General features: G+C 41.9%; 31 protein-coding genes, 1 tRNA gene and 1 riboswitch. Of the genes, 10 read left to right on the top strand and 22 right to left on the bottom strand.

The annotated features are described in order from the left end of the window. Window positions 1-412: 412 nt before the first annotated feature. Together ETC05_RS13165 and ETC05_RS13160 are read right to left on the bottom strand one after the other, a co-directional pair. On the bottom strand, window positions 413-3,592 hold the full coding sequence (locus tag ETC05_RS13165; RefSeq protein ID WP_171661205.1) for a DEAD/DEAH box helicase family protein: 3,180 nt from the start codon (window positions 3,590-3,592) through the stop codon (window positions 413-415). A 13-nt stretch (window positions 3,593-3,605) separates the two neighbouring features. Further along, complete coding sequence (locus ETC05_RS13160) at window positions 3,606-6,785, bottom strand: site-specific DNA-methyltransferase (RefSeq protein WP_171661204.1); 3,180 nt, start codon at window positions 6,783-6,785, stop codon at window positions 3,606-3,608. Between the two features lie 890 nt (window positions 6,786-7,675). On the opposite strand from ETC05_RS13160, the gene ETC05_RS13155 reads away from it, so the two are divergent. From ETC05_RS13155 to ETC05_RS13145, 3 genes are all read left to right on the top strand, one after another. After that, window positions 7,676-7,822, top strand: a complete 147-nt coding sequence (locus ETC05_RS13155) for a YciI family protein (RefSeq protein ID WP_171661203.1) — start codon at window positions 7,676-7,678, stop codon at window positions 7,820-7,822. Window positions 7,823-8,353: 531 nt separating this feature from the next. Next, on the top strand, window positions 8,354-8,962 hold the full coding sequence (locus ETC05_RS13150; RefSeq protein ID WP_171661202.1) for a hypothetical protein: 609 nt from the start codon (window positions 8,354-8,356) through the stop codon (window positions 8,960-8,962). Window positions 8,963-9,218: 256 nt separating this feature from the next. Beyond that, window positions 9,219-9,899, top strand: a complete 681-nt coding sequence (locus ETC05_RS13145; RefSeq protein WP_171661201.1) for a helix-turn-helix transcriptional regulator — start codon at window positions 9,219-9,221, stop codon at window positions 9,897-9,899. A gap of 48 nt (window positions 9,900-9,947) precedes the next feature. Here ETC05_RS13145 and ETC05_RS13140 read toward each other — a convergent pair whose 3' ends face one another. Both ETC05_RS13140 and ETC05_RS13135 read right to left on the bottom strand, forming a co-directional pair. Beyond that, the gene (locus ETC05_RS13140; RefSeq protein WP_171661200.1) at window positions 9,948-10,922 is read right to left on the bottom strand and encodes a hypothetical protein; all 975 of its coding nucleotides are present in this window, start codon (window positions 10,920-10,922) and stop codon (window positions 9,948-9,950) included. Window positions 10,923-11,252: 330 nt separating this feature from the next. Continuing rightward, window positions 11,253-11,447: a helix-turn-helix domain-containing protein gene (locus tag ETC05_RS13135; RefSeq protein WP_041264267.1), complete on the bottom strand. Its 195-nt coding sequence runs from the start codon at window positions 11,445-11,447 to the stop codon at window positions 11,253-11,255. Window positions 11,448-11,596: 149 nt separating this feature from the next. On the opposite strand from ETC05_RS13135, the gene ETC05_RS13130 reads away from it, so the two are divergent. Together ETC05_RS13130 and ETC05_RS13125 are read left to right on the top strand one after the other, a co-directional pair. Then, window positions 11,597-12,427, top strand: coding sequence for a hypothetical protein (locus ETC05_RS13130; RefSeq protein ID WP_011886970.1), 831 nt, complete (start codon window positions 11,597-11,599; stop codon window positions 12,425-12,427). A 52-nt stretch (window positions 12,428-12,479) separates the two neighbouring features. Continuing rightward, window positions 12,480-13,643, top strand: coding sequence for a site-specific integrase (locus ETC05_RS13125; RefSeq protein WP_171661199.1), 1,164 nt, complete (start codon window positions 12,480-12,482; stop codon window positions 13,641-13,643). A 122-nt stretch (window positions 13,644-13,765) separates the two neighbouring features. Here the strand turns inward: ETC05_RS13125 and ETC05_RS13120 are convergent. Continuing rightward, window positions 13,766-13,838 (bottom strand) — tRNA-Val (locus ETC05_RS13120). A 434-nt stretch (window positions 13,839-14,272) separates the two neighbouring features. On the opposite strand from ETC05_RS13120, the gene ETC05_RS13115 reads away from it, so the two are divergent. Continuing rightward, the gene (locus tag ETC05_RS13115) at window positions 14,273-14,428 is read left to right on the top strand and encodes a hypothetical protein (RefSeq protein WP_156961357.1); all 156 of its coding nucleotides are present in this window, start codon (window positions 14,273-14,275) and stop codon (window positions 14,426-14,428) included. 117 nt (window positions 14,429-14,545) lie between these two features. Here ETC05_RS13115 and metC read toward each other — a convergent pair whose 3' ends face one another. From metC to ETC05_RS13100, 3 genes are read right to left on the bottom strand one after another with little or no spacing between them, the layout of a single operon-like run. After that, entirely contained in the window at window positions 14,546-15,724 is a 1,179-nt protein-coding gene (metC, locus tag ETC05_RS13110; protein ID WP_171661198.1) for a cystathionine beta-lyase, read from the bottom strand. 3 nt (window positions 15,725-15,727) lie between these two features. Beyond that, window positions 15,728-16,831, bottom strand: coding sequence for a methionine biosynthesis PLP-dependent protein (locus tag ETC05_RS13105; RefSeq protein WP_171661197.1), 1,104 nt, complete (start codon window positions 16,829-16,831; stop codon window positions 15,728-15,730). Window positions 16,832-16,861: 30 nt separating this feature from the next. Next, window positions 16,862-17,017: a hypothetical protein gene (locus tag ETC05_RS13100; RefSeq protein WP_171661196.1), complete on the bottom strand. Its 156-nt coding sequence runs from the start codon at window positions 17,015-17,017 to the stop codon at window positions 16,862-16,864. 13 nt (window positions 17,018-17,030) lie between these two features. Next, window positions 17,031-17,141, bottom strand: a riboswitch (SAM riboswitch). A 185-nt stretch (window positions 17,142-17,326) separates the two neighbouring features. Here ETC05_RS13100 and ETC05_RS13095 point away from each other — a divergent pair. The 3 genes from ETC05_RS13095 (at window position 17,327) to ETC05_RS13085 (ending at window position 19,111) form a co-directional block, all read left to right on the top strand. Continuing rightward, window positions 17,327-18,055, top strand: coding sequence for an alpha/beta hydrolase (locus ETC05_RS13095; RefSeq protein ID WP_171661195.1), 729 nt, complete (start codon window positions 17,327-17,329; stop codon window positions 18,053-18,055). A gap of 97 nt (window positions 18,056-18,152) precedes the next feature. Beyond that, complete coding sequence (locus tag ETC05_RS13090) at window positions 18,153-18,674, top strand: YjcG family protein (protein WP_031404986.1); 522 nt, start codon at window positions 18,153-18,155, stop codon at window positions 18,672-18,674. Window positions 18,675-18,676: 2 nt separating this feature from the next. Further along, complete coding sequence (locus tag ETC05_RS13085; RefSeq protein ID WP_031404988.1) at window positions 18,677-19,111, top strand: GNAT family N-acetyltransferase; 435 nt, start codon at window positions 18,677-18,679, stop codon at window positions 19,109-19,111. Window positions 19,112-19,234: 123 nt separating this feature from the next. Here ETC05_RS13085 and spoVIF read toward each other — a convergent pair whose 3' ends face one another. The 3 genes from spoVIF to ETC05_RS13070 form a co-directional block, all read right to left on the bottom strand. Next, complete coding sequence (spoVIF, locus tag ETC05_RS13080) at window positions 19,235-19,492, bottom strand: sporulation-specific transcription regulator SpoVIF (protein WP_011230363.1); 258 nt, start codon at window positions 19,490-19,492, stop codon at window positions 19,235-19,237. A 124-nt stretch (window positions 19,493-19,616) separates the two neighbouring features. After that, the gene (locus tag ETC05_RS13075) at window positions 19,617-19,745 is read right to left on the bottom strand and encodes a YjcZ family sporulation protein (RefSeq protein WP_071880143.1); all 129 of its coding nucleotides are present in this window, start codon (window positions 19,743-19,745) and stop codon (window positions 19,617-19,619) included. Window positions 19,746-19,822: 77 nt separating this feature from the next. After that, a complete protein-coding gene (locus tag ETC05_RS13070) occupies window positions 19,823-20,059 on the bottom strand; it encodes a hypothetical protein (RefSeq protein ID WP_031404990.1) in 237 nt (78 codons plus the stop codon). 128 nt (window positions 20,060-20,187) lie between these two features. On the opposite strand from ETC05_RS13070, the gene ETC05_RS13065 reads away from it, so the two are divergent. Continuing rightward, window positions 20,188-20,508: a thioredoxin family protein gene (locus ETC05_RS13065; protein WP_031404992.1), complete on the top strand. Its 321-nt coding sequence runs from the start codon at window positions 20,188-20,190 to the stop codon at window positions 20,506-20,508. A 141-nt stretch (window positions 20,509-20,649) separates the two neighbouring features. On the opposite strand, the gene ETC05_RS13060 is transcribed toward ETC05_RS13065, so the two are convergent. The 11 genes from ETC05_RS13060 to ETC05_RS13010 form a co-directional block, all read right to left on the bottom strand. Then, window positions 20,650-20,820: a hypothetical protein gene (locus ETC05_RS13060; protein ID WP_167332990.1), complete on the bottom strand. Its 171-nt coding sequence runs from the start codon at window positions 20,818-20,820 to the stop codon at window positions 20,650-20,652. A gap of 20 nt (window positions 20,821-20,840) precedes the next feature. After that, a complete protein-coding gene (locus ETC05_RS13055; RefSeq protein ID WP_031404994.1) occupies window positions 20,841-21,701 on the bottom strand; it encodes a DUF421 domain-containing protein in 861 nt (286 codons plus the stop codon). Between the two features lie 12 nt (window positions 21,702-21,713). Further along, window positions 21,714-21,920, bottom strand: a complete 207-nt coding sequence (locus ETC05_RS13050) for a DUF1657 domain-containing protein (protein WP_031404996.1) — start codon at window positions 21,918-21,920, stop codon at window positions 21,714-21,716. A gap of 12 nt (window positions 21,921-21,932) precedes the next feature. Then, a complete protein-coding gene (gene spoVAE / locus ETC05_RS13045) occupies window positions 21,933-22,289 on the bottom strand; it encodes a stage V sporulation protein AE (protein ID WP_031404998.1) in 357 nt (118 codons plus the stop codon). Window position 22,290: 1 nt separating this feature from the next. Next, window positions 22,291-23,304, bottom strand: coding sequence for a stage V sporulation protein AD (gene spoVAD, locus ETC05_RS13040; protein ID WP_031405000.1), 1,014 nt, complete (start codon window positions 23,302-23,304; stop codon window positions 22,291-22,293). Beyond that, window positions 23,304-23,783 carry a stage V sporulation protein AC gene (gene spoVAC, locus ETC05_RS13035; RefSeq protein WP_031405002.1) on the bottom strand — a complete coding sequence of 160 codons (480 nt, stop codon included), beginning with the start codon at window positions 23,781-23,783 and terminating at the stop codon, window positions 23,304-23,306. The genes spoVAD and spoVAC overlap by 1 nt, the downstream gene beginning before the upstream one ends. An 11-nt stretch (window positions 23,784-23,794) precedes the next feature. Next, a complete protein-coding gene (locus ETC05_RS13030) occupies window positions 23,795-24,271 on the bottom strand; it encodes a YhcN/YlaJ family sporulation lipoprotein (RefSeq protein ID WP_171661194.1) in 477 nt (158 codons plus the stop codon). 97 nt (window positions 24,272-24,368) lie between these two features. After that, window positions 24,369-24,575 carry a DUF1657 domain-containing protein gene (locus ETC05_RS13025; RefSeq protein WP_031405006.1) on the bottom strand — a complete coding sequence of 69 codons (207 nt, stop codon included), beginning with the start codon at window positions 24,573-24,575 and terminating at the stop codon, window positions 24,369-24,371. A 157-nt stretch (window positions 24,576-24,732) separates the two neighbouring features. Further along, the gene (locus ETC05_RS13020) at window positions 24,733-24,936 is read right to left on the bottom strand and encodes a phage holin family protein (RefSeq protein WP_031405007.1); all 204 of its coding nucleotides are present in this window, start codon (window positions 24,934-24,936) and stop codon (window positions 24,733-24,735) included. A gap of 27 nt (window positions 24,937-24,963) precedes the next feature. Beyond that, window positions 24,964-25,188 (bottom strand): hypothetical protein, encoded by a 225-nt coding sequence (locus tag ETC05_RS13015; RefSeq protein WP_031405009.1) that lies wholly within the window; start codon window positions 25,186-25,188, stop codon window positions 24,964-24,966. A gap of 380 nt (window positions 25,189-25,568) precedes the next feature. After that, window positions 25,569-25,907, bottom strand: a complete 339-nt coding sequence (locus tag ETC05_RS13010; RefSeq protein WP_031405011.1) for a spore coat protein regulator YlbO — start codon at window positions 25,905-25,907, stop codon at window positions 25,569-25,571. Between the last annotated feature and the right edge of the window lie 22 nt (window positions 25,908-25,929).

Raw genomic sequence — 25,929 nt, 5'->3', positions numbered from 1 at the left:
CTTTTTGATATTACCTTCAGAAAAGACTTCCCTATCCTTATCAAGATTCTTCTTGTCCTTGTTATGGGAATAATCCACTACATTCTGTTCTGTGACGAAATAGTTTCCGATAAGACCATCTTGCCTTTTCGCTCTCTTCAGCAATCCTTTTACCTCTAATGACCTACACGTCTGATTGACTGCTTGCTGCGGCTTTTTTCTCCGAATATTCGAATGGTAATTTCTCTATCGGTCAAACCACTATGTTCTTGCAGAAGTTGAATAATCTTTTCTTTATAATGTTCCCACTACTTATTCTCCCTAAATTAATTAGCTTCTCATCCCATAAAATTTTTATTTGTTCATTCTACTTTTTTACCTTATTTCAAAATAATTGAAAACTGCTGGTATTTTCTCGGAAGTTCAATGAAACTTATTCACTTAAGATATTTGTAAATATCTTCTCAATATAAGCATCATCTTCTTTTTGAAACAAAACATTAAGAGCTTCTAACTCTTCCTTGCTTCCCCAATGTGATATTTCACTATAGGGAGTACCAGAAATGATAAATGAGTTAAGAATGATGTTTTCGTCTTGTTCTCTCAGATTGTTTTGAATATCTTTAATAGTTCTTGATAATTGAATCTTGGCATCGGTTTTACCTCGTAAATTTCTAATACCTTTGGGATCAATAAACGTAATATATTGTTTATCTCCATAAATAAGCCACATAATAAAGTCTGGATAGAAATTATTGGCTTCAAAAAAGCCAATTCCACCTTTGCTTTTATTTCTTAGGAGATAAAGTTCTTTATCGCTAAAGAAAGAGGGATTTGCCTCATAAAAAGCTTTTAAATCAAGAACAAAGTTACGTTCCCCTTCATTTAAGTTGATAGGAGTAACTTCTATCTCAGTTGCATTCTTTTTAATATAGATTAAAGGGTTGTACAGATGCTTCTCAAATTCCAATGGTTCAAAATTTCCATATGAGAAATTCTTAAATTCTATATCCTTCAGTTGCCCTGATTCAATCATTTCTTTTAATTGAGTTAATTTACTAATTAACGAATCATTTTCTTCTGGTCTGTTGATAGTAAATATATACTTACCTTCTTTTATAAAATTTGCATCATCTTCTTTAAGCTCTTCATATTGAAGATGTGGAAATTCCCATTCGGATTTTTTGTACTTATAAAAGAAATCACAATACTTTTTAAGTAGTACAATAGCAATCTCTTGCCATTTCTTAAAGTTCTTAAAATCATTGAATTTAAGCTCTGCATTTGGAATATATAATGTGTACCAACTAGGATTTAAAAGTAGCTCTTCCAAGCTCTCCTTGGTAATAATAAGATTGTACCAACCCTTCTGGTTTTTATATTGCTGGATTTGAAAGAAAACATCATCCATATTTATAAACGCAAGATGTTCTTTGCTTAATTTCCCTATATCTAAAGAACTAGTATTGTTATTGCTTACTAAAGATGTTTGAACTTGGACTTTAGGATACCAATCAACTACAATTTTATTGTTAGCTGCCTCTCCATTTATTAAAGATAACTTTAGTTTAGGTCCTTGTTTTTTAAAATCTAATCCTTTCTTAACTTTGATTGTTCTTAGCTTTCGCAAATTCACATTTTTATTCGGTTCAACTGGAAGTTCAATATATAAAGATTCATTTTCAGTATCAATTTCTTCCTCTTTGAGATATTCTTCAAACTGCTTCATATAATCTGCTTTTATGCCAAAAATATTAAGTGTTTCAAGAATATCTAAATACTTTGGAATTTCTAATTCTGGATTTTCTTTTTTTATGAATTTGCTACGTTTTAAACTAAATTGATATCCTTTAAGTCTAACACCTCTTCCAAAAAGTTGAATAATTTCAGATCCTTCTGATTGTCCCACGTTCATTAACCCCATCGTGCTAACACGCCAGCTACTCCAACCCTCAGCAAACTTCTTTGAGCCTATAAGCACATTCACCATTGAATCATTTTTATTAATCTTTTCAAACAATGAATCAGAAAATTCTCTTTCACTAGTTATTAAACCATTTTCGTCACAAAGTTTAAGGAGCTTTTTATCATTTCCAACATTAATGACCCCAAAATAATCATTTTCTCCTACTCTGATACCAATTTCCCCAGTTACACCTTTTAAGTTCTCTACATGAAGTTCTGCCCCAGGAGTGTTTGAGTTAAATACCATTTTTAAGACATCTCTATATACTTCTGTATAATTAATATTTTTACTACGATTTATTAAGTATCTAAACGCATCCCTAAATATTTCTCTTCCTTTATTATCAAGTAATCCTGGACTTCCTCCAAGTAACCTTTCTATTCTTTCTATGCTTTTCTTTTCATTTTTGACAAAATCAGAAAAGAATTTTAAAATATCGACCACATCAGAAGCCTCTGTATTCCGTTTTCCTTTCAAGACACTTGCTCCAACAAAAACAAGCAATGGATTATCCAACATGAAAGCAGAGAATTCCTTTTTATGATCTTCAAATAACCTTTTTTGTTGATAAAATGTGAGTAAACAAGCAGTAAGATAAAGTTGACGTATATCTTCATTGCTATCATCTTTAAGATTTAATATGTGATAATCTTTTCCGTACCCATCCATATGAAAGTATCTATATGAATAATCGAACAGGATACATTTAGCATATTGTTGTATTAAGTCATCTTTCCCCGAGGCTTTTATAGCTTGTCCAAAAGTAGCAGAATATTCAAACGAAAAGCCATTTTCACACAATCTGTCCCTTTTTCTCAACCAATCTGTACCAGATGTACCTCTGTGCCCCTCATCGATCAAAACAAGATTGTTACCTTCAAAAGAATCAATAGCAACGGTTTTTTCTCCTTCTTCCTCTTCAATCTTATAAATATCAATAATCTCAATTGTTCTCTCGGCTAACCTTAGTAATCCGCCTTCATTTTTATCAAATAATTCGGCTTTTAGTCCAGACAGTTTAAATTCTTCAAGATGCTGATTAGAAAGCCCTTCGTTTGGCGTTAAGAGTATTATTTTATTAATTTCGTTCTCTCTTCCCAATAACCTCATGTAGTGAAGATATTGAAGGATATTAACATGCATGATAAGAGTTTTCCCCGAACCCGTGGCGTTCCAAAAAGCCAATTTCTTTAAATCATCGAGTTGATACAAATCTATCTTATCAACATCTTCTTTATCCGCATTAAACTGTTCCACATAACTATTGAGTTCTGCAAGTAACTTCTCAGGTTCATGTGTATACTTATCTAAGTAAATCTCTGTAAAAAGGAGAGAGAGGTACTGGAAATACTTCCATGTAAACCCCCACTCTCTTTTTTCGGTGATACGCTGTGTGTGAGCGACTATATTATTATCGTATTGGAGAAGCTTATTTTCACTAATTTTACACTTGTCTCTCCATTCATTTATAAGGAAATGATAAAAGTTTGTATTGTTATCTTCAGCAAGCCCCTCATATTTGGGATTCTTCATTTCTTTTGCAATTTCCTCAAACTTATTTACTCCCAATAGCCTCAAGAAATATTGATTCAAAACTAAGCGTTTATTAAATTTCAATTGAGATGTTTTATCTGTTGTCTTTCCCATTACTACACCCCCTTTACACATCTTGTACATCAAACATGAGTTTCTTAAATTCTTCTTCAATAAGAAATACCTTCCATTTTTCATTATCTAGTTTTAGATTTTGAAGGTTGTTATCTCCATTTACATAAATTTTGTCGAATTCAAAATCTTTTTTATGCTGTCTTATCTTTAAGAAGTAAGCATCTAGCACCGCATTGTCTTTCACAATATCATCTGTTAAAGTTCTCCAAATCACGAGAACTTTTTCTCCAGACAATGTTCTTCCTTCAATTTGTTTAAAAATATACTCTCCATCATCTGCAGAATTTAATTTAACTGCTCCAGGAATATCACTATCCTTATCTTCGACAGCATTATACCGTTCTTTTTCCTTATTTCTTACAACTTCAAGTCCTAATAGATAATTAAAAGTCTCAACTAAATCAATCGTTGTTAATTTTGTTTCTAATCCCTTTGCAGTTTTGAGCTTATATTCGAATGGATTTTTAAACATATCAATATTAAGTAAAGACATGCTATTCTCTGTCTCGTAGTTTAGCATATAGGAAAGCATATATTGCTCTCTTATCTCTGGATACTGCTCTAGCAAAGATAATTGTTCTTCTGTTCTTTTTATTTCAAGGTTGTTTAATGTATCCTCGTACGACTCGAGTCGAATATATTTGAATATATGGCTTGAACCTTTTCTTGAAACAGGCTTACCATCTTTCCAGTCCTTTGAATAAATAACTTTTTGGATTCTTGGTTTTGTGACTGTATCGAAATACTCTCCCATTTCAACTAAAATGTACTTGCGATTACCACCATCAGACCTATTCAATTCGATAACTGCATGACCAGTTGTTCCAGAACCTGCAAAGAAATCGATAATCAAAGCATCTTTATTAGCCCCAATTTTAAGACTATCTATTACTGTAAATAAACTTTTCGGGTAATCAAAAACATTATCAGGCAAAATATCATTTAATAAATTCGTTCCTTTGCTTGATGCATCATATCTTTCACCGATCCATAAGGATTTAGGCGTGACATATTTATCCGCTAAGTTTTTTTCATAAATATTATATGTTCCTTTTTTGGTTGCTTTTACATATATACTTCCTTCTTGTATACCCTTTACGCAGCTATCATATCCCCATCTCCACCGTAAAAAATTCCCATGTTCATCTGTAGGTAGAATAAATACATAGTTTTTCTTTTCATACTTTTCCTTCAGAGCATATAAATACTCATCATCAAATGTGTTAGTAGTTTTATCATACAACTTTACATATTCATTTTTAGGTAAAACTTCAAGGGTGCCATTAGTTAAATTGTATAGAAACGGGAAAAACATATAAGGTCTATCCTCACGCCATTTTCCACTGCCCGTTCTCTTTAATGGTAGTTCTCTATATGTTTCTTCTCCCTCACCTAAGGAGTACTTTTTGTTCAATTCTTCATCTGAGAGAGTAAATTTATAAGTTTCGGCAAATCTTTTATCCTTTGCATAAATAACAGTGTAATCATGTGCTTGTGCAATGTGTTCTTGGTCTCTTCCTTTAGGATTAGTTAAAATTGCAATGTTAGAAATAAAGTTATGTGATCCAAAAACATGATCCATCAACATATTTAAATGTCTAAATTCATAGTCATCAATAGCAACCTCTATTATTCCGTTGTTAGTCAATAAATTTTTCGCTAATCTCAATCTATCATGCAGCAAAGATATCCAACTCGAATGTTCATAGCCATTTTTATAGATTATTTTACTTGCATTTGTGTTATATGGAGGGTCAATATAACAACATTTTATTTGTTCTCTGTACTTTTCCTGTAGAAAATTTAAAGCTTGGAAGTTTTCACTATGAATTAAAATTCCATTCAATTTTTCATCTAAGTTCTCTATACTTCCTATAACTTTTTCCTTGAAACTATCATCAAAAAATTTTGTATCTAACACCAAATAAGGATTCTTCTTGAGAAACTCAACAGACAATAACTCTGAATCACCAAGAATTTCATCTATGAAGAATAACTTTTTCCATTCTTCAATCTGCGCTTTATTTTTAATAATCTCTGGATAAAATTCAACTGGAATTTTATCCAATGTAATACAATAATTAGTTTCTGTTACAAACTTCTTTTTTAGCCATAACTTCTTCTGAAAATTTTCTATCTGTTCAAGAAAAGTAATTATTTTTTCTCCTATTTTTTTTATAACTTTAATTTTGGTTAAATATTGTTCGACTTTTAATTCATTTTCAGTATCTAAGTTATCTAAAAACATAACTTCATTCTTAATATAAAAATCTAACTCTCTTCTCAGAAAATCTCCTAAATTTTTATGTATAAAATAATCAAATGTATTTCTAGAAGTATAATCATTTAAATATTTTTCAAGTAAGGTTCTCTTAGGATTTTTCTCAGACGGTTGTAGTGAAAACAAACTTTGATACTGACTAAGATTAACATTGTTATTGATTCTTTCGTAAATAATTTTAATAGCTTCATTCACTAGATCTTTTTGTTTCTTTTCACTAATTGTATAAATAAATTTAATAATAAGCTCCCCATTTTTTTCAACCAATGGTTCATCCTTATAAATAATAAACCTTCTTTCTTTTCCTCGATAAGCTTTATTATTATCTCTTTCTGTTTCAGCTTCTACCAATTTAAAATGAACTTTTTTTCCATCAGGAGTAGTAAAACTATAATCTCTGAAATACTCAGTAGTTTTTATATAATATTGATCGGCATTTGCCCAATGTAACTTAACTTCTTCTCCCTCATAAGGAAGGGCATATACATCTTTTTTGTAACGTCTTAAAGCAATAAAATCTCCGTTATTGTAATAGCGCTTAAAGAAATTTGCAAGATGGGAATAGACTTCATTTTCTGCTGCAGCAATATTTAATCCATTATCAAGCTTAGATTTTAGAGCGACATATTTAGTACTACTTTCTAACGGAACACCGTCTTCTTCTAACCTTTTTATAAGTTCTTCTAATTCTTTTTCTATACGCTTTTGCTCAACAGAAATATATTTTTCGAGTTCTGTTCTTACTTGAGGTAATAAGTCCTCATTTAAAAATTTTTCAATTTCTTGTCTTTTGTAATTCATAATTCTGTATATACCAAAATCCAAATCAGATTGATCAAGTTGAAACATTTCTTTTAATATAGACTTAAGCTTCTCGTAACTTTCGTACACTCTATTTCCTCCTTTGACTATATACAACTTATTATTTCATAAACAATAAATGTCTTTTTTCATATGCTGGTTATTTTTATCAATTCATCTTTTTGAGTAATAGTTGATTATAGAACATTATCCAATTCAGAGAGAGATATACACAACTGCACTTCCACGTCCAAACTTTTTCAGTAATTATTCTTCGGCACGTTGCAATTTTAGTAACATTTCTTCTGGAGCTTCCATGCCTTCAAAATATTTTCTTCCTTTTTACCATCCTCTATAATACCCCATTTTGGAAGGATGGAACACACACACTTAATCCCAGCCACATATTAAATATAATCAAGTCATCTTTTGTCCATTTTCCAAATTCCACGAACAGCTTCATACAAATCCTTTCCTTCTTTAAAGAGCATTATGTATTTTTAACAACATAATTTCCTCTTTCATTGGCATCCCCCCCTGTTTCCTTGTAGTTTTTTCAACTGAAACGATCGAGTATCCCGTTTATTAGCACGCTAACTATGATGCTTTGTGACCATTATAGCCTCCATATCCAACGACTTACTACCCCATTTCATATTTTACTTCCAAACATGATTTTGTAAATTTTTGATTTATTTTAAGTTTAGGTTCTGTTAAAGAATGTTGTTGATTTTCTTATTGAATGGGATAAATGGAATATTTGGTCGATTTTTATTTTAATCACACATATTAAATATTTCGATAAAATATATGTGAATTACTTCACAAATAGAAGAAGATATTTTGAAAGTTGTAATAATTTATTCAAAGGGAAAAGCGTGGAAAGACGGTAAACCACATTAGGAGCAGGGACTTTTACTACCACATCGAAAATATTTAGAGAATAAATTAGAAAGAAAAGTTGTTGCAGCAGGACCATTATGGACCATACGGGCGGTATGGTGATTGTTGAAGTTAAAAGTGTTGAAGAAGTTGTAGAAATTGCAAAAAATGACCCTGCCGTATTGGAGATAAATTCAATTATGAAGTACATCCTTGGGAGGTATTTAGCAGAAATATTCAATTAAAAACGAGCTTTTTCCAAAAGTAATTTAAACTGAGAGCCTATTAAATTGGCTCTGTTAATGTTTAATGTCGATTTTTTTTAATGATCTCCGTAATTAGTGGTCATTCTTTTTTTGTCTGGTTTATTTTTAACTAACGATTACAGCTATCAATTTTTCCGTAAACTTCTGGTGGAAACATAAAGCCTTGCATGATCAGTCTTGTGTCATCATCTTTTACTTGGTAGATTTGCATACCATCCTTTGTTCTGCCAAAGTGATTCATTATTTAAGCATCGCACTCGTTAGCTAAGCAAAACCTAACGACTACCCAACACCTAATTTATTTTCTTTCCATCTTCGCTAAAGACTTCTTTAAATATGGATACTTGTTACTTAATGGTCAATAAATAAATTTGTTGTCTATAGTCAACAAACTCATTATTATTGACTACACTTCTGAACTTTATACGTAAATTTTTAAAAATATAGTATAAGAATGCGATTTAAGGGGAAATATGGGTAACACAAAAATATCTGAAGGAGGTAACAGCTATGAACAAGAGATTGGAATATATTGTAGGAGAAATACTTCAAGAAATTGTCCACCCTTATGGTGATGTCACAATTAGAGCATGCTATACAAACCAAAATTGCAGGAATATTAATGTGCTTCAGTTTGATTATGCTGTTTTGGAACGTAGTAATCCAATAGCATTAATCGAAGCGGAAGAAAAACATCACTTTGCTTTCCCAAATGAGCGTGCTAAATTTCATCGTACTGTGGATAATCGGATAACTCGACTTATCAGGATAAATGAGTATATTAAATGGAAATTCCAAGTAAAATATTGCATCCCAATAATACGTGTAACTGAGGCACACTGCACACAAAAAGAAAAACTTTTGCAACATCTTAGAAATAAATTATCCATCGTTTTCTATGCAATGCGCCTTAATATATTTGAAAGATATGAAATTTTTTATAAAGAATTTTTCTTGGATTTTGGTGCTGAACGTTTATATCCGCATGACAATGATATTCCAGAAGATTTTAAAACCTTTATTGAAGCCTATAACAACAATGCATTAGATAAATGGTTGGAAAAAAATTTCATTATGATCATGCAGAATAATAACACAATCAAAGAAGCAGAGAAGTAAAAAACATATCTTATCTTTGGTGTTTTCGACATTAAAAAACGTAGAGTATCCGTAACTCATACATCACGGTTACTTGGACGGAAGTCTTAGGGGGCATGATCCTACGCAAAAGAGCAAGCTGTATCATTTTGCAAGCAAGATAGCCTATCATGCCCCATCATGACCGCTATTCCACATCTATACGAAAAATAGATGCATATACCTAATTGTCAAACTGTACATTTCCTGATTGTCACTAACATCTTAGGAGGTCGTTATGTTTATCTTGAATAATCCTTATGACGAAGGACTTTGGATAGAAAACATTGAAGAATTTTTTAAAGAACGAGATTATTTTTTGGTGGAAAGCAAAGTAAAAGAAAATAATCTCCAACTCTTAATAAGACAAGTTGGCATAAATGTATCGGATTTACAAAAGATCACTGGTATTTCAAAACAAAATTTGAATGAAATCATATATGGTGAATCAAATCCAAGTATTGATAAAGCTTTAAAAATTGCTTATGTACTTAATTATCCAGTAGAAAAGTTATTTCCTCTAAAACCAGAAGATTGGTATCACTATGCTACTGATGAGGAGGGAAAAACGCTTTATTTTAATACAATAGATGGTAAGATATACAATACAACAGGGAAGAAGTTAGCTATAAAAAATGGGAAATACGAATACTACGACAATGTAGAAAAAAGATATGTAACAAAGAAAGAGTATAAACAAATAGTTAGTAATTTACAAAAAAGCGAACTCCAAACACGTTATGATGGTTTGAAACAAGACGAAAAATATAAAGGAATTTCCGCCAACCGATTAAGAAGAATTGCAAAAATACAATTACAGTCTGATATAGATAAACGATTCAAGAAAGTATATATCCCAATTGGGAAAAGATTTACACCTTATTATTTTCCAAAAAGAGGAGACTATGTGGTCGAATAGTTTGACCATATAGTCTCCTTTTATGTTTTTACACAGCATTTACTTGTTCTACAGTGGAAATCGACTGAGGGGATTTTTAACGACACTAGGAGCACTAGGGTAATTTTTGGGGATAGGAATAGGATTAATACCCAATTTCTTTAAAGACTTTAAACGCTTTTTGTATGTGCCCTTTGACATATATTTGAGCGGGGTATCTATATCAAATGAAGAAACCTTTTTGAGGAAATCAATGAGTTTTTCTTTATTTTTTGGGGAAAGAGGGGAGTTTCTAATGATTTTTCTTGACTCATCTAGTTTATAAAAATCCTCTTGGGGATAAATGGAAAAAAGATACTTCCCAAAGTATTCTTTATATAAGTCAATTTTAAAATACTCTGCAATTTTTTTAGGACGGGGATTGATACTTTTATTTGACATATAATTGAGATGACCCTCCAGCAAACGTACTTCGAATCTAATTACATTTTTTTCATACCATTCTGGTTCTTCGTTTTTTGCTTTTCTCTCTTCATCTTTCAAGTATACAATTGATTCAACGGAATTTGACGAATGATAAACCGTTGTCTTATAAGGGTGATATGCCCCTTTATCATCAAGAAATCCCAAGTGCTTTTTTTGAAAACGATAGCATCTTGTCAATTTTTTGTAAAGGTCTAACAACAATTGCCGTGTATGTTCATTGGGTACAACAACATCATAACGATAATCGATCCTCAGTAACACGTGTTCCTTATAGCAAGACGAATGCCCAAGGATATTCCACAGAATAAATCTTATCTGTTTTTCTAATTGCGGATAATCGCTATCTGTTAAATCTGTTTTGTTTAACAGTTTTATAGCATCTACAACCATGTATAACTTCCATTTTCCGTTTCCTCTATTGCTAATAGCAATCGTGACTCCTCTAAATTTTCCCTCAAATAGTTTATTTACATCCTTGTACGAAATATTAAATCGTTTTTGCAAATCTCGTACCTCTTCATAATCAAGTGGAAAATACACTTTAAATGTGTGAATCATACCTATATCTCCCCTTCTTTAACATTGGGACCTGGGAACAGATTTTTCTTTACACGACAAATGCTTCACTTCAATTTTTTGTTCCCAGCCCCATTATATTTATTTATCTACAATTCGCATTGAAAGCCCGTTGCTATAATGCGATGAATTTTTGAACTTTTATATCATAGATGGCTGTAAAGAAATTATGAAAGTTTTAAACAACAATTTCATACAGCGGTAAATCTATTGTAGGTTTAACGCTTTACTTTTGTAATAGTTTGGGAATTATAAAAGTTGAATTGAACAATTGTGGATGTTGTTTTAATGGAGGAATTATTTCGAGGTGTTTTAAGAGGCATGATAGCTTTTTTGCTCTTGTTCATTCATCCACTGCTGAATTGAAGAAGCCTGAAAACGGATTAACCTATTCCCTACTTTGAAATGTGGGATCTTCTTTTTTCGTACCATATCGTACACAACGTCAGTGGACACCCCCAATAGCTCCGCAACATCTTTTACAGTTAGTGGTTTGTTTAACGCCATCAGAATCAACTCCTTCCGTAAATATAATATATACTCCATAAAATATTGATTTTGTGGAGTACAATTGTTATTATGTAATTATCATAGCAAACAAAAAATTATTTGACAATCCCTTTTTCTGATTGTCCACATACGAAAGGAGATTCTGTATGCAAAATGTTGTATGTTTAACAAAGTTTGCTGTTCTTCCTAAAATGTATGAAGCACTGTCACTTAAACAACTTACGACCGAGGAGTTGGATCGTCTTCAGTCTGAACCTGTTCTCTATTCGCCATTCGACACAGTTATGATTCGTGTAAAGGACACAAACATATCTCTGCATCAATTTTCTTCATTCAATCCTTTACTCCATACTCCTAATCTGTACGTTGAATTAGCCAAAATACAAAATGAGAAAGACCTAATGAAATTCATCGAAATTTACGGATTACCTCTAGGAATAAGTAAGTCAACTTCTACTAATTGTATGGAAGAATTGATAACCATAACTGAGATGGACACATTAGATTTTTTTGAGGAATTGGCTCAATTTAGCGATTTGCTTTCATTATGGTATTACATCTTAAACAATGAACCAATACAACGCAACTTTTCCTTTATTGTTGACGGAAAAGTAGTATCTACTGAAACAAAAGATCCTAAGCAGATAATCGCAACTGTACTGAATAGTAAACGTAGTTGGACTGAAAGCATAGAGTCGTATGGCGAAAAAATATCATTATGCATTCGCTTTAAAAATCTGTTCGAAGTGGCATACTTTCAACTTATGAATGCTGTATTAAATAAGAAACCTCTTAGAAGATGCAAAGAATGTAACTCCATTTTTGAGGTCGTACATGAATCACAAAAGTTTTGCGCACCAAGGTTCGGTCGCAAGAGAAGTACTTGCGAAAACACTTACCGAGTTCGTAAAAGAAGACAAAGACAAAAAGAAAAAATAACCGAATCTAATTCACAAGAAGAAAGCGGGATGAAATAAACAGTAGTTCTTTTCAAGAATCAAGATCAAATTGCAACAAGAGGTGGAGAAAATGGCAGGAAGTATCGAAAAACGTGGAAAAAACAGCTACAGACTTGTATACAGCATGGGATTTGATGCGAATGGCAAAAGAATTAAACGGACAAAAACTGTGCATGTCAAAACGAAGAAAGAAGCTGAAAAAGAATTGGCAAAGTTTATTGCTGAAATAGAAGCAGGTGAGTATATAAAGCCTGCTAAAATGTCTCTTTCTGACTTCATTCAACTATGGAGAGATAATTACGCTGAAAAGCAACTTTCCCCAAAAACCTTCGAAACTTATAACAACTATATCAACACAAGAATTATTCCCCAGCTAGGACATCTACAACTTGCAGATATAAAGCCTATCCACCTTATTCGATTTCTCAATAATTTAAAGAAAGATGGAACTAGATTAGATGGAAAAAAAAGTAGTTTAAGTGAAGCTACGATTAACTACTATCGCCGTATACTCAAGAACATCTTTAGTCGTGCTGTGGAATGGAAATTCTTACAAGTAAATCCCGCAGAAAAACTCCCAAAGGAGAAAGAGGATATTGGAAAAGGAGATGTTTACGATGAAAATGAAACAAGATTACTATTAAAATGCCTCGAGAAAGAGGATCTAAAATGGAGACTATATTTTACACTTGCACTCACTTGCGGACTGCGAAAAGGCGAGCTTTTGGCGTTACAGTGGGAAGATATTGATCTTGAGTCTGGCACTTTATATGTAAGACATTCGTTGTCGTATACAAAAGAAAAAGGTTTTTTTCTAAAAGAACCGAAGTCAAAAAAATCTAAACGTGAAATTGCTATCCCATCTTTCGTACTACCTCTATTAAAAAAATACAAAAATGTGAGATTGCGAGAAAAAGAGAAACTGCAAGATGAGTGGGAAGGCGGAAATTACAACTTCGTTTTTGCCACATGGAATGGAAAACCACATCATCACTCTTACCCTCGTACCAAATGGGAACGTTTTCTAAAACGAAACAATCTTCGTTATATTCGACCACATGATTTACGTCATACTTCAGCAACAATTATGCTGAACAACGGAGTGAACTATAAAACAGTAAGTGAACGTTTGGGTCACTCGAGCACACGCATTACGTTCGACTTTTATGTTCACAGAACAAAGGAAGCAGATAGATCCGCTGCCGAGTGTTTCGACAATCAATTTGGAGCTTAAGAAAAACCATTAAAAGGGACAGTCATTACGACTGTCCCCAATTTGTCCCCAACTACCTTTTCTTTTCACTTTTATGTGTATTGATAAATAAAGAACCCCTTGACTCGTAAGGGGTTTTTCGATGATTCCGACTGGGCTCGAACCAGCGACCTCCACCCTGTCAAGGTGGCGCTCTCCCAGCTGAGCTACGGAATCATATATTGTTGTCCGCTATCGAACACATTTTTAATTATATAGACGAGCATATGCGTTGTCAACAACTTTTTAAAAAAATTGCTGTTCAGTTTAAGAAAGGGAAAGCGGCCTTCCCCTAAAAGGTTGGTGAAAACCCGCTGTTTGCCTTGATCGGCGATGGAACGCGTGAACATAGAGGCTGATGCAGCAAGTTTTTTCTACTTGAGAAACGATCCGAAGAAGCGGTTGGGCGAGTAAATCACCGGCCCCCTAAACAAACAATCGGTGGCGGAACGGTTCAAGCAAGAGCGGGGGCAACGGCGCTGGATGGTTTCGTATTGCCCAGTGGCGCGGCGGTGCTGTTCTTCGGCGAAGGCTGCCGTTTTGCCGGGAGGCGCGGGGGTGGGGTTACGGCCGATTGAAGGCGCTCCATGGCGGTTCTGTGCTGAGGGGGAATGGGCGTCAACCGCTGCGCTGTACGCAGTGGTTCCCCCCTCCGTTTTGCGATGACAACGTTGAACGATTGGAGCGCCCTCGGCATCGGTCGGCGGAAAAACGGCGGCACGGCGCCGACGGGGCTTTGGTTCACCGTCTTTTCGCGCTTTGTGTGATGACCATGTTCACCACTTCCGGGCGCGGCCGGCGTTGGCACTGGCGCAGGGATAGATTTGCGTGATGACCATGTCCATCACTTCCCCCACGACAACGAAGCTTTCGTTCTCCGCCTTTTAGCGCGCCGAAATCGACGGCCGTTCTTTCACAAACGACAGCGCCTGCTCAACATCGGCGATCAGATCGTTGACATCCTCAAGCCCGACGCTCAGCCGTAGCAAGCCGTCGGTAATGCCGCGCCGCAGCCGCTCTTCCTTCGGCATGGCAGCGTGCGACATTTTCGCCGGGTGCGACAAAATCGATTCGACCGCCCCAAGGCTGACGGCGAACACCGGCAGGCGGACGTGGCGGACGAACGTCCGGGCCGCTTCTTCATCGGCCAAACGGAACGACAGCACGGCGCCAAACCCCGCCGCTTGGCTGCGTTGAATGTCATGGCCTGGATGGTTCTCCAATCCCGGATAATACACCTCTTCCACTTTCGGATGGCGCAGCAAATACTCAGCGATGGCCATGGCCGATTCGGACGACTGTTTCAGCCGAACGTGAAGCGTTTTTAGCCCCCGAAGCACAAGCCACGCGTCTTGGACGCCAAGGACGGCGCCAAAGGCGTTTTGCCATTTGTACAGCTGTTTGCCGAGCTCCTCGTCTTTTACGACCGCCAGTCCGGCGACGACGTCGCTATGGCCGGCTAAAAACTTCGTCGCGCTGTGGAGGACAACGTCGACGCCGAGATCCAACGGCCGCTGCAGCGCCGGGGTCATAAACGTATTGTCCAAAAACGTCAAACAGCCGTGCGCTTTCGCCAGCTCGACGACAGCGCGAATGTCGGTCACTTTTAACAGCGGGTTGGACGGCGTTTCCATATAAATGACTTTCGTGTTCGGCCGGATGTTTTCCGCCACCGCCTTGAGATCGGTCATATCGACGAACGTATAGTCAATGCCGAACCGGCTCAGCACTTCGGTGACGATCCGATACGTGCCGCCGTAGACGTCTTCCGTTACAAGCACATGGTCGCCTTTGGACAGGAGCAAAAACGCCGTGGAGATGGCGGCCATGCCGGAGGCGAACGCGAACCCGCGCACACCGCCTTCTAAGGCGGCGATCGTTTCCTCAAGCGCCTCGCGCGTCGGGTTGCCGGAGCGGCTGTAGTCGTATTTGCCGAACGAGTCGAAATCGAACTGATGGAACGTGGAGGCGTGTTGGATCGGCACGCTCACCGCTCCCGTGTGGCGATCGACTTTCCATTCGTTATGGAGCAGTTTTGTCGAAAACGACCATTCCCGTTCCATCGCTCACACCTCTTTCATGGTTTTGAACGCCTGCGCCAAGTCGGCGATCAAATCATCGGCGTGCTCAATGCCGACCGAGAAGCGGAGCAGCCGGTTGCAGACGCCGTTTCGGATGCGAATGTCTTCCGGAATATCCGCGTGCGTCTGCGTCGCTGGGTACGTGATGAAGCTTTCGACTCCGCCCAGGCTTTCTGCGAACGTAATAAGGCGCAAGCTTTTTAAAAATCCGTTCACCCACTTTTCATCGGCAATCCGGAACGACAGCATCCCGCCTCTTCCTGGATATAAGACGTCGGTGACATCTTCATGTTCGCGCAAAAAGGCGCTGATGCGCTTGGCGTTTTCTTCATGCTGGCGCATCCTTAGAGCCAACGTCTTCATCCCGCGGATCAACAGCCAGGAGTCAAACGGCGACAAGACGGCGCCGATGGCGTTCTGATACTCAGCCAAGCGTTGACAAAGCTCTTCTCCCTTGGCGACGACCAAGCCGGCCAACACATCGTTATGGCCGCCTAAATATTTCGTCGCGCTGTGGATGACGATATCGGCTCCTTGTTCGATCGGGCGCTGGAGCACCGGCGTGTAAAACGTGTTGTCCACGATCAACAGCAGTCCGTGCCGCTTGGCGAGTTCAGAGACAGCGGCAATATCTGTCTCCTGCATCAGTGGATTCGTCGGCGTTTCCAAGAAAATTGCCTTCGTTTTTTCGGTGATACACGCTTCCACCGCATCGAGATCGGTAAAATCGACATAATGGAATCCAAGACCGTACTTGCGCCAGCCGCGCTCAAACAAACGGTACGTGCCGCCGTAAAGGTCGGCCGATACGAGAAACTCATCTCCGCTCTCAAACAAGGCGAGCACCGTCTGAATGGCGGCCATGCCGGAGCTGAACGCATAGCCTTGGTCGCCGCCTTCCAGTCTCGCGATTGCTTCTTCGACGATTTTGCGCGTCGGGTTGCCGGTGCGGATGTAGTCAAACCCAGTCGACTCTCCGATGCCGGCATGGCGGTAAGCGGTGGAAAAATAAACCGGCGGGTTGACCGTTCCTGTCACGGTTTCGCTCCGGTTGCCAATTTGCGCTAACAACGTCTCCAGTTTCTCCATCTCATCTCTCTCCCTCTGCTGAAAATTCCATCATGGATCAACGGCCGACTGCTTGACGCCCAACGAAGCACCGCTGTCCGTTGGGCAGCGGCCAAGCGCCTTCGTCCTAAACCGCCTCGCGGTTGATGGAAGCGGCCGCTTGAATAAATAAAAAAAGTCTTCTAAGAAGAAGACTTTTCCATACACATGGTCATGCTTCTTCTTATCTGCCGAATTGAATGCTCAATTCGCTGGATTTAGCACCTGGCCGCCGGGCGGCTGGTTGCTGAAGCTTCATTGGGCCAGTTCCCTCCGCTTCTCTTGATAAGAATGGGACGCGTATTCAATTTTTTTAAATTTAATAAAAATGTAACGCATTCCCCCCGTTTTTGCAAGCTTTTTTTGTCAGCGGTGCGATTCGGCAAATTCGCGAAAAATTCGAGCCCTTGCATTAACATCTTTGGGCGCAAATATGTTACAATAACAGATGAACTTACGCTTTCATGGAGGATGGTCATGGCGACAGCAACAGGAACGATGCGCGACTACAAGTTGTACAGCGGAGAGCTGCAAGAAGAAATCGAACTGCTCGTCTACTTGCCAAGCAATTTTTCGCCGCTTTACAAATATTCTTTATTAATCGCGCAAGACGGCAAAGATTATTTTATGTATGGAAAAATGAAAAACGTCATCGAAACGCTGATGAAAGAAGGAACAATCGACCGGACGATCGTCGTCGGCATCCCGTATCGGAACGTCAACGATCGCTACGAGAAATACCATCCGGAAGGCCGAAAGCACGAAGCATACCTTCGTTTTTTAGCCCATGAACTCGCCCCGTTTTTGGACCGCGAACTACCGACATATCAAATGGGCAAAGGCCGGGCGCTGATCGGCGATTCGCTCGGCGGAACGGTGTCGCTTCTAGCCGGGTTGTTGTATCCGCATACATTTGGGAAAATCGCCATGCAGTCCCCCTATATCGATGAATCGGTATTGGCGCGCATCCGCTCATTCCGCGATCCATCGCTCCTTTCGCTTTACCATTCTGTTGGCACAGAGGAAACAGCGGTGAAAACGACGGATGGCCATGTGCGCGATTTTATCACCCCGAATCGAATGGCGCGGGACTTGTTTATGGAAAAACGGTTTGCTTATACGTACCATGAGTTCGAAGGCGGTCATGCGTGGACGTATTGGCAGCCGGATGTCCCCCGGGCCGTAGCCGCTGTTTTATCGTTATAGGCCAAAACAGGGCAACTTCAAAGATGTCGAGCCGCCACATCCATTCCATACGCTGCCTGCGCGTGGAAAAAGAACTGGTTCAAGGAGGGAAAACAAAATGAAGTACGGCATTGTCATCTTTCCGCCAAAACCGATTCAAGACTTCGCCAACTCGTACCGGAAACGGTACGACAGCCATTATGCCCTCATCCCGCCGCATATTACACTGAAGTATCCGTTCGAGGCGAATGAGGAACAACTGAAGGAAATGACAAAAGAGCTGCGCCGCATTGCGGCGGAAACACCTCCCATTCCGATCAAAGTGACGAAATTCAGCTCGTTTTACCCGACAAGCAACATCATTTATTTGAAAGTGGAGCCCAACGATGTGCTCGAGCGCCTTCATGAACAACTGCACAGCGGCTTGTTCGCTGGAAAGCCGGAGTTTGTGTTCGTGCCGCACATTACGATCGGCCGCGATTTGCCGGGGGCGGAATATGCCGATGTCTACAGTCAATTGAAGCTGCAGGAAGTGCACTTTGAAGAGACGGTCGACCGCTTCCATCTTCTCTACCAACTTGAAAACGGATCATGGACCGTCTATGAAACGTTTGTCGTCGGGGGAAAGGAAACGATCTAAAGATGAACATCGCTATTGGAACAACGAAGGATCGCACTTTGTACGAAGACGCCTTGCGCGTCCGCCGGATGGTGTTCATCGAAGAGCAAAACGTGCCGGAAGAAGAGGAGATGGATTCGTTCGAGCACGAATCGTTCCATCTCGTCCTGTATGATGGCCAAACACCGATCGGCGCTGGACGACTCCGTTTCATTGACGAAGGCGTCGGCAAAATCGAGCGCATTTGCATCCTGCCGTCCTACCGCGGCCGCGGCGCCGGGCGAATGGTAATGGAAGCGATCGAACAGCTGGCGAAAACACAAGGGGCGAAAACGGCGAAACTGAACGCTCAGACACACGCAGAACCGTTTTACAAAAAGCTCGGCTACACGACCGTCTCCGGTGTCTTTATGGACGCCGGCATCCCACATGTCACGATGGTGAAATCGCTCGAATAACCAGCTGCTTGAGCGTTCCTCGCCTACCTTGCATCAAGTGCTGGGAGATCTCTAGACACCTGTTCTTTTGCTTGGGCAGAGAGGATAAAAAAGGGAGCTGTGCACACGCAAGCTCCCTTTCGCTTATTTTTTGTTGTTCAGCATATTGGCGATCGTATTGAAATCAATTTGCTTGCCGTTATGGACGATGGCCTTGACGATTTGGTCTTCAAGCTCCTTGGGCACTTTTCGATTGGCGATTTGCGCCACCCGCTTCACGACTTGGCGCACCGTTTTCTCGTCGCTGAAATTCGCGTTTTGCAGCGAGTTGGCGAGCTCAAAGACGTCTTTCATATTGACCCCGGTTTTCTTTTCGATGTTTTTAAAAAATTGCTGATCCATCGTTCCGCCTCCTTCTCCCTTCTATATCGTATGATGCCCCCGCCGCAGCGTGCATCAATCAAGGAAAGAAAAATACGAGCCGCTCCGTGGCGCCGAAACGGCCCGTATCGAATCCGCGCGTCTGTTAAGCGACAAATGCCGCGCCGACAATAATCAACAAAATGAACAACACAACAATCAACACAAAGCCACCGCCATAGCCACCGCCATAGCCGTAGCCGTAATACGGAAAGCCGTAACCGCAGAAGCCCATTCGGATGCACCTCCTTCTCCGTTTACTGTATCGTATTCATCCGTGCATCAGGACGTATGGGCGCAAAGGCCATTTTGTCATCCAAATCGGCGGAACAGCTCGGCAAATTCCCGCTCCTTCTTCGCAAACCATTGCTCGATGTAGTCCAAGTGGCCTTGCACACTTTTGAGAAACCCGTTGTTCAGTTTTTCGATTTCTTGCAGCTGTTTGTTAAAGTCCTTTCCCCATTGTTCAAACAGGCGGATGAACGTTTCATGCCCTTCTTTGCGCGACGCCACCCAATTTTCGAGCGCTTTTTCCAACTCTTTGCTCACCCTTTTCCCCCCTTTCTTACTGTTGTATGCCAAAACGGCTGCACAGGGTGAAGGCGTCACCGTTCTTTTTTTGCCTTGCCATATGATAAAGTAAAGATGAACGGCAACATGAAAGGGAGGGAACGAATGTGAAACGCATTGAAACAGTGGAGCAATTCGAGGCGGTCATTTCCGGCGATCAACCAACGATCATCAAGTTTTACACAACTTGGTGTCCGGACTGCGTGCGACTGAACATGTTCATCGATGACATCGTCCGCGACCACAATCAATATGATTGGTGGGAAATCGATCGCGATCAGTTTCCGGAACTTGGCGAGAAATACCAGGTACTTGGCATCCCGAGCCTGCTTGTCTTCCGCAACGGAGAAAAAATTGCTCATCTGCACAGCGCTGACGCCAAAACGCCGGAAGAGGTGCGCGCCTTTTTGCAGTCTCTGCCGGAGTAAAGCGGGGCGGCATCCTTGCCTCGCCAGAGACGAAGGGCAACAAAAAGAGGCTGTCCGGGAAAGGAATTTTTTCCTTCTCGGACAGCCATGCGAATGAATAGACAGCCCCCTATGGAACACCGATTGGGGAAACGGAAGCCGTCAATATTCGATTTCGTCGTAGTCTTTCGGCTGGCGCGTCAGCTGCGGGCTGTCGAACATCAATTCAATCGACATTTCCTCATCCGTCGTCCGCGCCCGCTCGGAGCCTTCATTTGGCTTCAATTGGATTTGAATTTCCTCATCGGTCGTTTTCGTTCGTTTGTCTTCCATCGTTGTTTCCTCCTATGTCATCAGTTTTGCAAGAGTGGTTCAACTTTTTGCACAAGCTCTGCCATTTTTGTGGCATTTCGTTCATACAGCTCCTTCGCCTCTTCCGCATTCGTCTGCAGCGCATACAGCTCCAGATCAGCCTGCACTTTTTTCATTGCGGCCAAGAGCAGCTTTTTCTCCTGCGGCTCGGCAATTTGAATCTTGTCATCATACAAATCGATCGTCAGCTGCCCATATGAATCGACTTGGGCGAGAAACACATTTTCAATCGCCACTCCCTGCTTGTCAAGCTGTTCCTTCAGCCAGCCGCGGCCAAGCCCCATCGTCGCGAGCGGCTCATCCAAAATCATGCCGTCCATAATGACCGTTTGTGGCTCTTTTTCCCGCGGTGGGTTTGGGAACACATCGCCGACGGTGAGCGGTTGCTTTTCCCGCTTCAGCAACACGTTCAAGTCACCGTTGGGCTCCAGCACCGCAAACTCGACGTCGGCGACGCGAAACACATCTTTTTTGCGCAGCTGCTCAAGCAGCTCATCCACCGTATATTTTTCCCGCTTCAAATTTTCTTCTAAAATTTTGCCGTTTTTAATAAAAACCGTGGAATTGCCCTCGACAAAATCACGAAATTTCTTATTGCGCAGCGAGAGACGAGCGACAATGACTGGAAACAGCGACCAAATCAAAATGCTGGTAATGCCTTCTTGCAACGAAATCCCTAAATCGACCGACATCGTTCCGGCGATATCGCCGACGGTAATGCCGACGATGTATTCAAAAAACGACAATTTTGATAATTGCTTTTTGCCGAGAATGCGGGTAATAACGAACAACCCGATTAAAATGCAAATCGAACGAATGGCGGTTTCTAACCATATAGGCATCGATCATGCTCCTTACTTTCCGTGGTATTGCGGCTCTTCGAACTCGAGCCGGCCGATCCGGTCTTTGATGTCCGCGATGATCTCCTCTGTCACAAGCATCGCTTCATGAAACGTCCGCTGCGCCGTTTCGTCCTGAGAAGTGAGCGCCAGCTGTTGCAGCCCAGCGTGAATGCCTTTTAGGCTCGCCAACGTTTGTTTCACTTGCGAAGCAACGGTCATGAACGATCCCTCCTATCCTTTCGGGCGGAACAAGAGCGCCCCGATAAACCCAAAGATGATCGCTGCGGAGATGCCAGCGCTCGTCACCTCAAACATGCCGGTCAATACGCCGATAATGCCGTGTTTTTCCGCCTCTTGCATCGCACCATGAACGAGTGCGTTTCCAAAGCTCGTAATCGGAATCGTCGCCCCGGCGCCGGCAAAATCGATGAGTGGCTCATACAAACCGAATCCATCCAAAATCGCCCCGATGACGACGAGAATCGTCAACGTATGCGCAGGTGTCAGTTTAAACACGTCCATCAAAATTTGCCCGATCAAACAAATCAGCCCGCCGACAACAAACGCCCAAAAAAACATAGCCAGCACGCTACGCCTCACCTCCATACTCGATCGCCACCGCGTGAGCGATGCATGGAATCGTCTCGTTTTGCTGGAACGATAACGGCGACAAGAGCGCCCCCGTCGCCACTACCAAAATGCGCTTCAGCTCGCCGCGACGCATCCGGTTGATGAGATGCCCGTAAACGACGACGGCGGAACAAGCCGCCCCGCTCGCTCCGGACAAGATCGGTTGCCCATCGCGGTAAATGAGCAGTCCGCAATCTTGGTAACGCTCTTCATCGATGTCAATGCCGTGCTGACGCAGCAAGTCAAGGGAGACTTGGCGGCCGATCCGCCCTAAATCGCCGGTGACAATCAAATCGTAATATGATGCGTCGATTTGCCGATCGCGCAAGTGCGCCTCAATCGTATCGACCGCCGCCGGCGCCATCGCTCCACCCATGTTGAACGGATCAGCAAGACCCATATCTACAACTCGGCCGATCGTCGCCGCGGTCACGCGCGGCCCGTCCCCTTTCGGACTGACGATCGCCACGCCAGCTCCCGTCACTGTCCACTGCGCCGTCGGTGGCTTTTGCCCGCCGTATTCCGTCGGGTAGCGAAACTGCTTTTCGACGGCAGTGTTGTGGCTTGAGGCTCCGGTTAATATATAATCTGCCCCTCCGTAGTTCGTAATAAAAGCGCTGAGCGCCAGCCCTTCCATCGAAGTGGAGCAGGCGCCAAAAATGCCGAGATACGGCATGCCGAGCGTCCGCGCGGCGAAGTTCGTCGGGGTCATTTGGTTGATCAAGTCGCCGGCGATGAGAAATTGCACTTTTTCTTTCTCCAGGCCGGCTTTTTCCATCGCCTGAAACGCTGCTTCTTCCATGAGCACTCGATGCGCCTTCTCGTACGACTCCTCTCCGAGCCATAAATCTTCGTGAAGAAGATCAAAGTCATCGGCGAGGCGGCCGTTCGCCTCAAACGGCCCGCCGACGGCCGCCGTCGCGATGATCGCCGGCTTGTTCGCAAACACCCATGTGCGGTGCCCTTTCAGCATTACAATCCCCCCCACTGGGTCGCAATCGTTTTGACAAGGGCGATGACAAAAGCGGAAAACGTACCAAACAAAATGACAGAGCCGGCAAGCTTAAACATGTTCGATCCAACCCCCAACACAAACCCTTCCGTGCGGTGCTCGATGGCGGCGGAAATGACGGCGTTGCCAAACCCCGTCACCGGCACGGCGCTTCCCGCCCCAGCGAACTGGGCGATCCGGTCGTAGACGCCAAGACCGGTTAAAATCATGGATATGAACACCATTGTCGCCACTGTCGGATTGCCGGCCGTCTGCTCGGTAAAGTCAAAAAAATACATGTAAAAATAAGAGATCGCCTGTCCGATCGCACAAATGGTCCCGCCGACGAGAAACGCGCAGGCGCAGTTGCGGACAATCGGGCGCTTCGTTTCCCGTTCTTTTTCAAATAAATGGTATTCTTGTTGGACCGGAGTCAATTTTTTTCGTTTTTCATTCGCCATAATGACACCTCTTATGTTTGCTCTTTACTTAGCTTTTCAATGCGCCCCATTTCCCGGTTGACTCTTCGTTCATCCCAGCGCCGGTGATCCATATTGGCTTTCAGCTGTTTCGTCTTCCAAAAAATTTTCAAATCGCTCGAGGAAACGACATTGTAGCCGGGAAACATGCCGCGCAGTTTTTGATCAATATCTTTCTCGATTTGTTTTCGACTCCACCGTTTCATATGGGGAATTTGATACGCGACGAGCAGCCGATCCCCGCTGTTGACTGCCACCACGTCCCGAACGTCGTCGCGCCCGCGCAAATAGCGGGCCGCCCGCTCGGCCGGACCTTGGTTCAGCTCCGCATGTTTCGCCGTCCCGGACGTTTGAGTTTTCAGCAAGTTGGCCCCTTGCAGCGATTGTTTTTGTTCCGTTTCTTCTTTGGCGCAGCCGCCGACCGCGATCATCACAACGACGGCCGTCAACCACCATTTTTTCATCTTCATCAACCCATTCGTTTTTATGTATTTCCGCCAAGTCGGGAAAGGTTGGCGTGCTGTGCCAACCTTTCCGCCTGAACCATCCCATTCGCTTCAGCGAAGGTTATTGTTGTTTATATTGTGGCTCTTCGTTTTGAATTTCTTGCATGCGCGAGTTCACCAAATCAATGACCGCCTGCGTTTGTTGAGCAGCTTGTTGGTAAAGCTGCTTCGCGGCTTGGTTTTCGGTTTGCAAAGCAAACGTTTCGAAGCTCGCTTGGGCGGTTTTTAACCCGGCTAATGTTTGTTTCACTTGTGTAGCAACCGTCATGATGGATGTCCTCCTTTATGGTGTAAGATGGCTGGTGACAATGTTTAGAATGTTTTTTTGCCGTCAAATTATAATTGTCATTTTATGAAAAACGTTCTGCCTCCTTTCCAGCTTTTCCAAGCACAAAAAGGGCGCCTTCTGCAGGCGCCCATACCGTTTACGACTTGTCATTAACTTTGTCGGAATAACCGCGGCCGAGCGACGGGTTGTTTAAAATACCGGCCATCACCAAAATGCTTAACAACGCATGATACAACTGTTCATACTTGCCAAGGTCGATGTCGACGCCAAACGTCTCCAGCGCCAGTACAACAAACGATCCGATCCCGAGCCAAAGCCCGTAATTTTTAAAACGCTCCACCGTTTGCGTCCCCCATTTGCTTTATGGCTAAATCCACGAGAACGGTCTCCTTTCTCCTTCGTCCCGGTCATGTTCTCCTTCATCATGCCCGTCTTGATGCTGCACCTCTTCTGCCGCTTTAACCTCATCGTCGATCCGATGCGGGAACAGCCATGGATCACGAATGCGGCCGCGCGGCATAATGACGATGTCATCAGCATGAATGATCAATTTATCGACGTGAATGACCTTCGCTTTTTTCCGATCCGACATGCCCTTCCCCCCTTCCTTTCGCCTAGTGGCACTGTTAGACTATGCAAGGAGGCGAAGCGAAGTATAGGCATCTTTCACGGATTTTAGTTATTTCTTGATGACGGCTGGCCGACCGCAGCCGCATCCACTCGGACGCCGAACAGGCTGCGTTGTCGAAGAAAGAACCCTTGTCACCGGTTTCGACGGAGTTGGTTTCTTCATTCCTCATCCCTCCATCCCGAAAAAGTGTAGCCCTCGCCGATCAACCAATTTATGTTCAAGTCCATTTTCGTACGACTCGTCTCTAGTTGGAGCGGCATAGAAAACAAACGATGTTCAACGGCAAGAGGAAAAATGAGCGGCTACTGCTATTGTATGGCTTGGTGAGCCAAAGGTGCCTCTCATTTTTCTTTGGTTTGCTCCGGGCGGGGCATGATGGCATTTTCTTGCTTCAGCGTGCGGAAAAACCAGCTGTCCGGCCGTTCGTCCTCATCCGCCTTGCCCGCTTCTTCGATCCATGGCGATAGCAGCAGCTGGCGGCGGAGCTCGTCATTTTCCTTCGCCAACTGTTTGAGCTGCTCGTAGCGTTTGGCGCTTTGGTAAGCCAGCTCCTTTAACACAATGTTTTCGGCTTCCACCTCTTTCAGACGGCGCTCCAGTTCAGCAATTCGCTCAGCAAGCCGCTGTTCACCCGCCCCCCTTCTCTCTTCGTTCATCGCCCCATGTTTGTCTTTCACCATTCGACATCTCCCCCTTTGATTC

The sequence above is a fragment of the Geobacillus sp. BMUD genome, assembly GCF_013096845.1.
Taxonomy (GTDB): domain Bacteria; phylum Bacillota; class Bacilli; order Bacillales; family Anoxybacillaceae; genus Geobacillus; species Geobacillus vulcani.
Note: the sequence above shows the minus strand (reverse complement) of the source record. Positions and strands in the feature narration are given on the sequence as shown.

Coding starts and splice junctions, on each gene's coding strand:
- ETC05_RS13085 (WP_031404988.1), top strand. CDS start 18,677: ATGAACATCGCTATTGGAACAACGAAGGATCGCACTTTGTACGAAGAC.
- ETC05_RS13010 (WP_031405011.1), bottom strand. CDS start 25,907: ATGGTGAAAGACAAACATGGGGCGATGAACGAAGAGAGAAGGGGGGCG.
- ETC05_RS13025 (WP_031405006.1), bottom strand. CDS start 24,575: ATGACGGTTGCTACACAAGTGAAACAAACATTAGCCGGGTTAAAAACC.
- ETC05_RS13115 (WP_156961357.1), top strand. CDS start 14,273: ATGGGCGTCAACCGCTGCGCTGTACGCAGTGGTTCCCCCCTCCGTTTT.
- metC (WP_171661198.1), bottom strand. CDS start 15,724: ATGGAACGGGAATGGTCGTTTTCGACAAAACTGCTCCATAACGAATGG.
- ETC05_RS13105 (WP_171661197.1), bottom strand. CDS start 16,831: ATGGAGAAACTGGAGACGTTGTTAGCGCAAATTGGCAACCGGAGCGAA.
- ETC05_RS13060 (WP_167332990.1), bottom strand. CDS start 20,820: ATGGAAGACAAACGAACGAAAACGACCGATGAGGAAATTCAAATCCAA.
- ETC05_RS13050 (WP_031404996.1), bottom strand. CDS start 21,920: ATGACCGTTGCTTCGCAAGTGAAACAAACGTTGGCGAGCCTAAAAGGC.
- ETC05_RS13075 (WP_071880143.1), bottom strand. CDS start 19,745: ATGGGCTTCTGCGGTTACGGCTTTCCGTATTACGGCTACGGCTATGGC.
- ETC05_RS13015 (WP_031405009.1), bottom strand. CDS start 25,188: ATGTCGGATCGGAAAAAAGCGAAGGTCATTCACGTCGATAAATTGATC.
- ETC05_RS13140 (WP_171661200.1), bottom strand. CDS start 10,922: ATGATTCACACATTTAAAGTGTATTTTCCACTTGATTATGAAGAGGTA.
- ETC05_RS13030 (WP_171661194.1), bottom strand. CDS start 24,271: ATGAAGATGAAAAAATGGTGGTTGACGGCCGTCGTTGTGATGATCGCG.
- ETC05_RS13155 (WP_171661203.1), top strand. CDS start 7,676: ATGGACCATACGGGCGGTATGGTGATTGTTGAAGTTAAAAGTGTTGAA.
- ETC05_RS13150 (WP_171661202.1), top strand. CDS start 8,354: ATGAACAAGAGATTGGAATATATTGTAGGAGAAATACTTCAAGAAATT.
- ETC05_RS13055 (WP_031404994.1), bottom strand. CDS start 21,701: ATGCCTATATGGTTAGAAACCGCCATTCGTTCGATTTGCATTTTAATC.
- ETC05_RS13165 (WP_171661205.1), bottom strand. CDS start 3,592: ATGGGAAAGACAACAGATAAAACATCTCAATTGAAATTTAATAAACGC.
- ETC05_RS13135 (WP_041264267.1), bottom strand. CDS start 11,447: ATGGCGTTAAACAAACCACTAACTGTAAAAGATGTTGCGGAGCTATTG.
- ETC05_RS13145 (WP_171661201.1), top strand. CDS start 9,219: ATGTTTATCTTGAATAATCCTTATGACGAAGGACTTTGGATAGAAAAC.
- spoVAC (WP_031405002.1), bottom strand. CDS start 23,783: ATGGCGAATGAAAAACGAAAAAAATTGACTCCGGTCCAACAAGAATAC.
- ETC05_RS13090 (WP_031404986.1), top strand. CDS start 18,153: ATGAAGTACGGCATTGTCATCTTTCCGCCAAAACCGATTCAAGACTTC.
- ETC05_RS13125 (WP_171661199.1), top strand. CDS start 12,480: ATGGCAGGAAGTATCGAAAAACGTGGAAAAAACAGCTACAGACTTGTA.
- spoVIF (WP_011230363.1), bottom strand. CDS start 19,492: ATGGATCAGCAATTTTTTAAAAACATCGAAAAGAAAACCGGGGTCAAT.
- ETC05_RS13095 (WP_171661195.1), top strand. CDS start 17,327: ATGGCGACAGCAACAGGAACGATGCGCGACTACAAGTTGTACAGCGGA.
- ETC05_RS13130 (WP_011886970.1), top strand. CDS start 11,597: ATGCAAAATGTTGTATGTTTAACAAAGTTTGCTGTTCTTCCTAAAATG.
- spoVAD (WP_031405000.1), bottom strand. CDS start 23,304: ATGCTGAAAGGGCACCGCACATGGGTGTTTGCGAACAAGCCGGCGATC.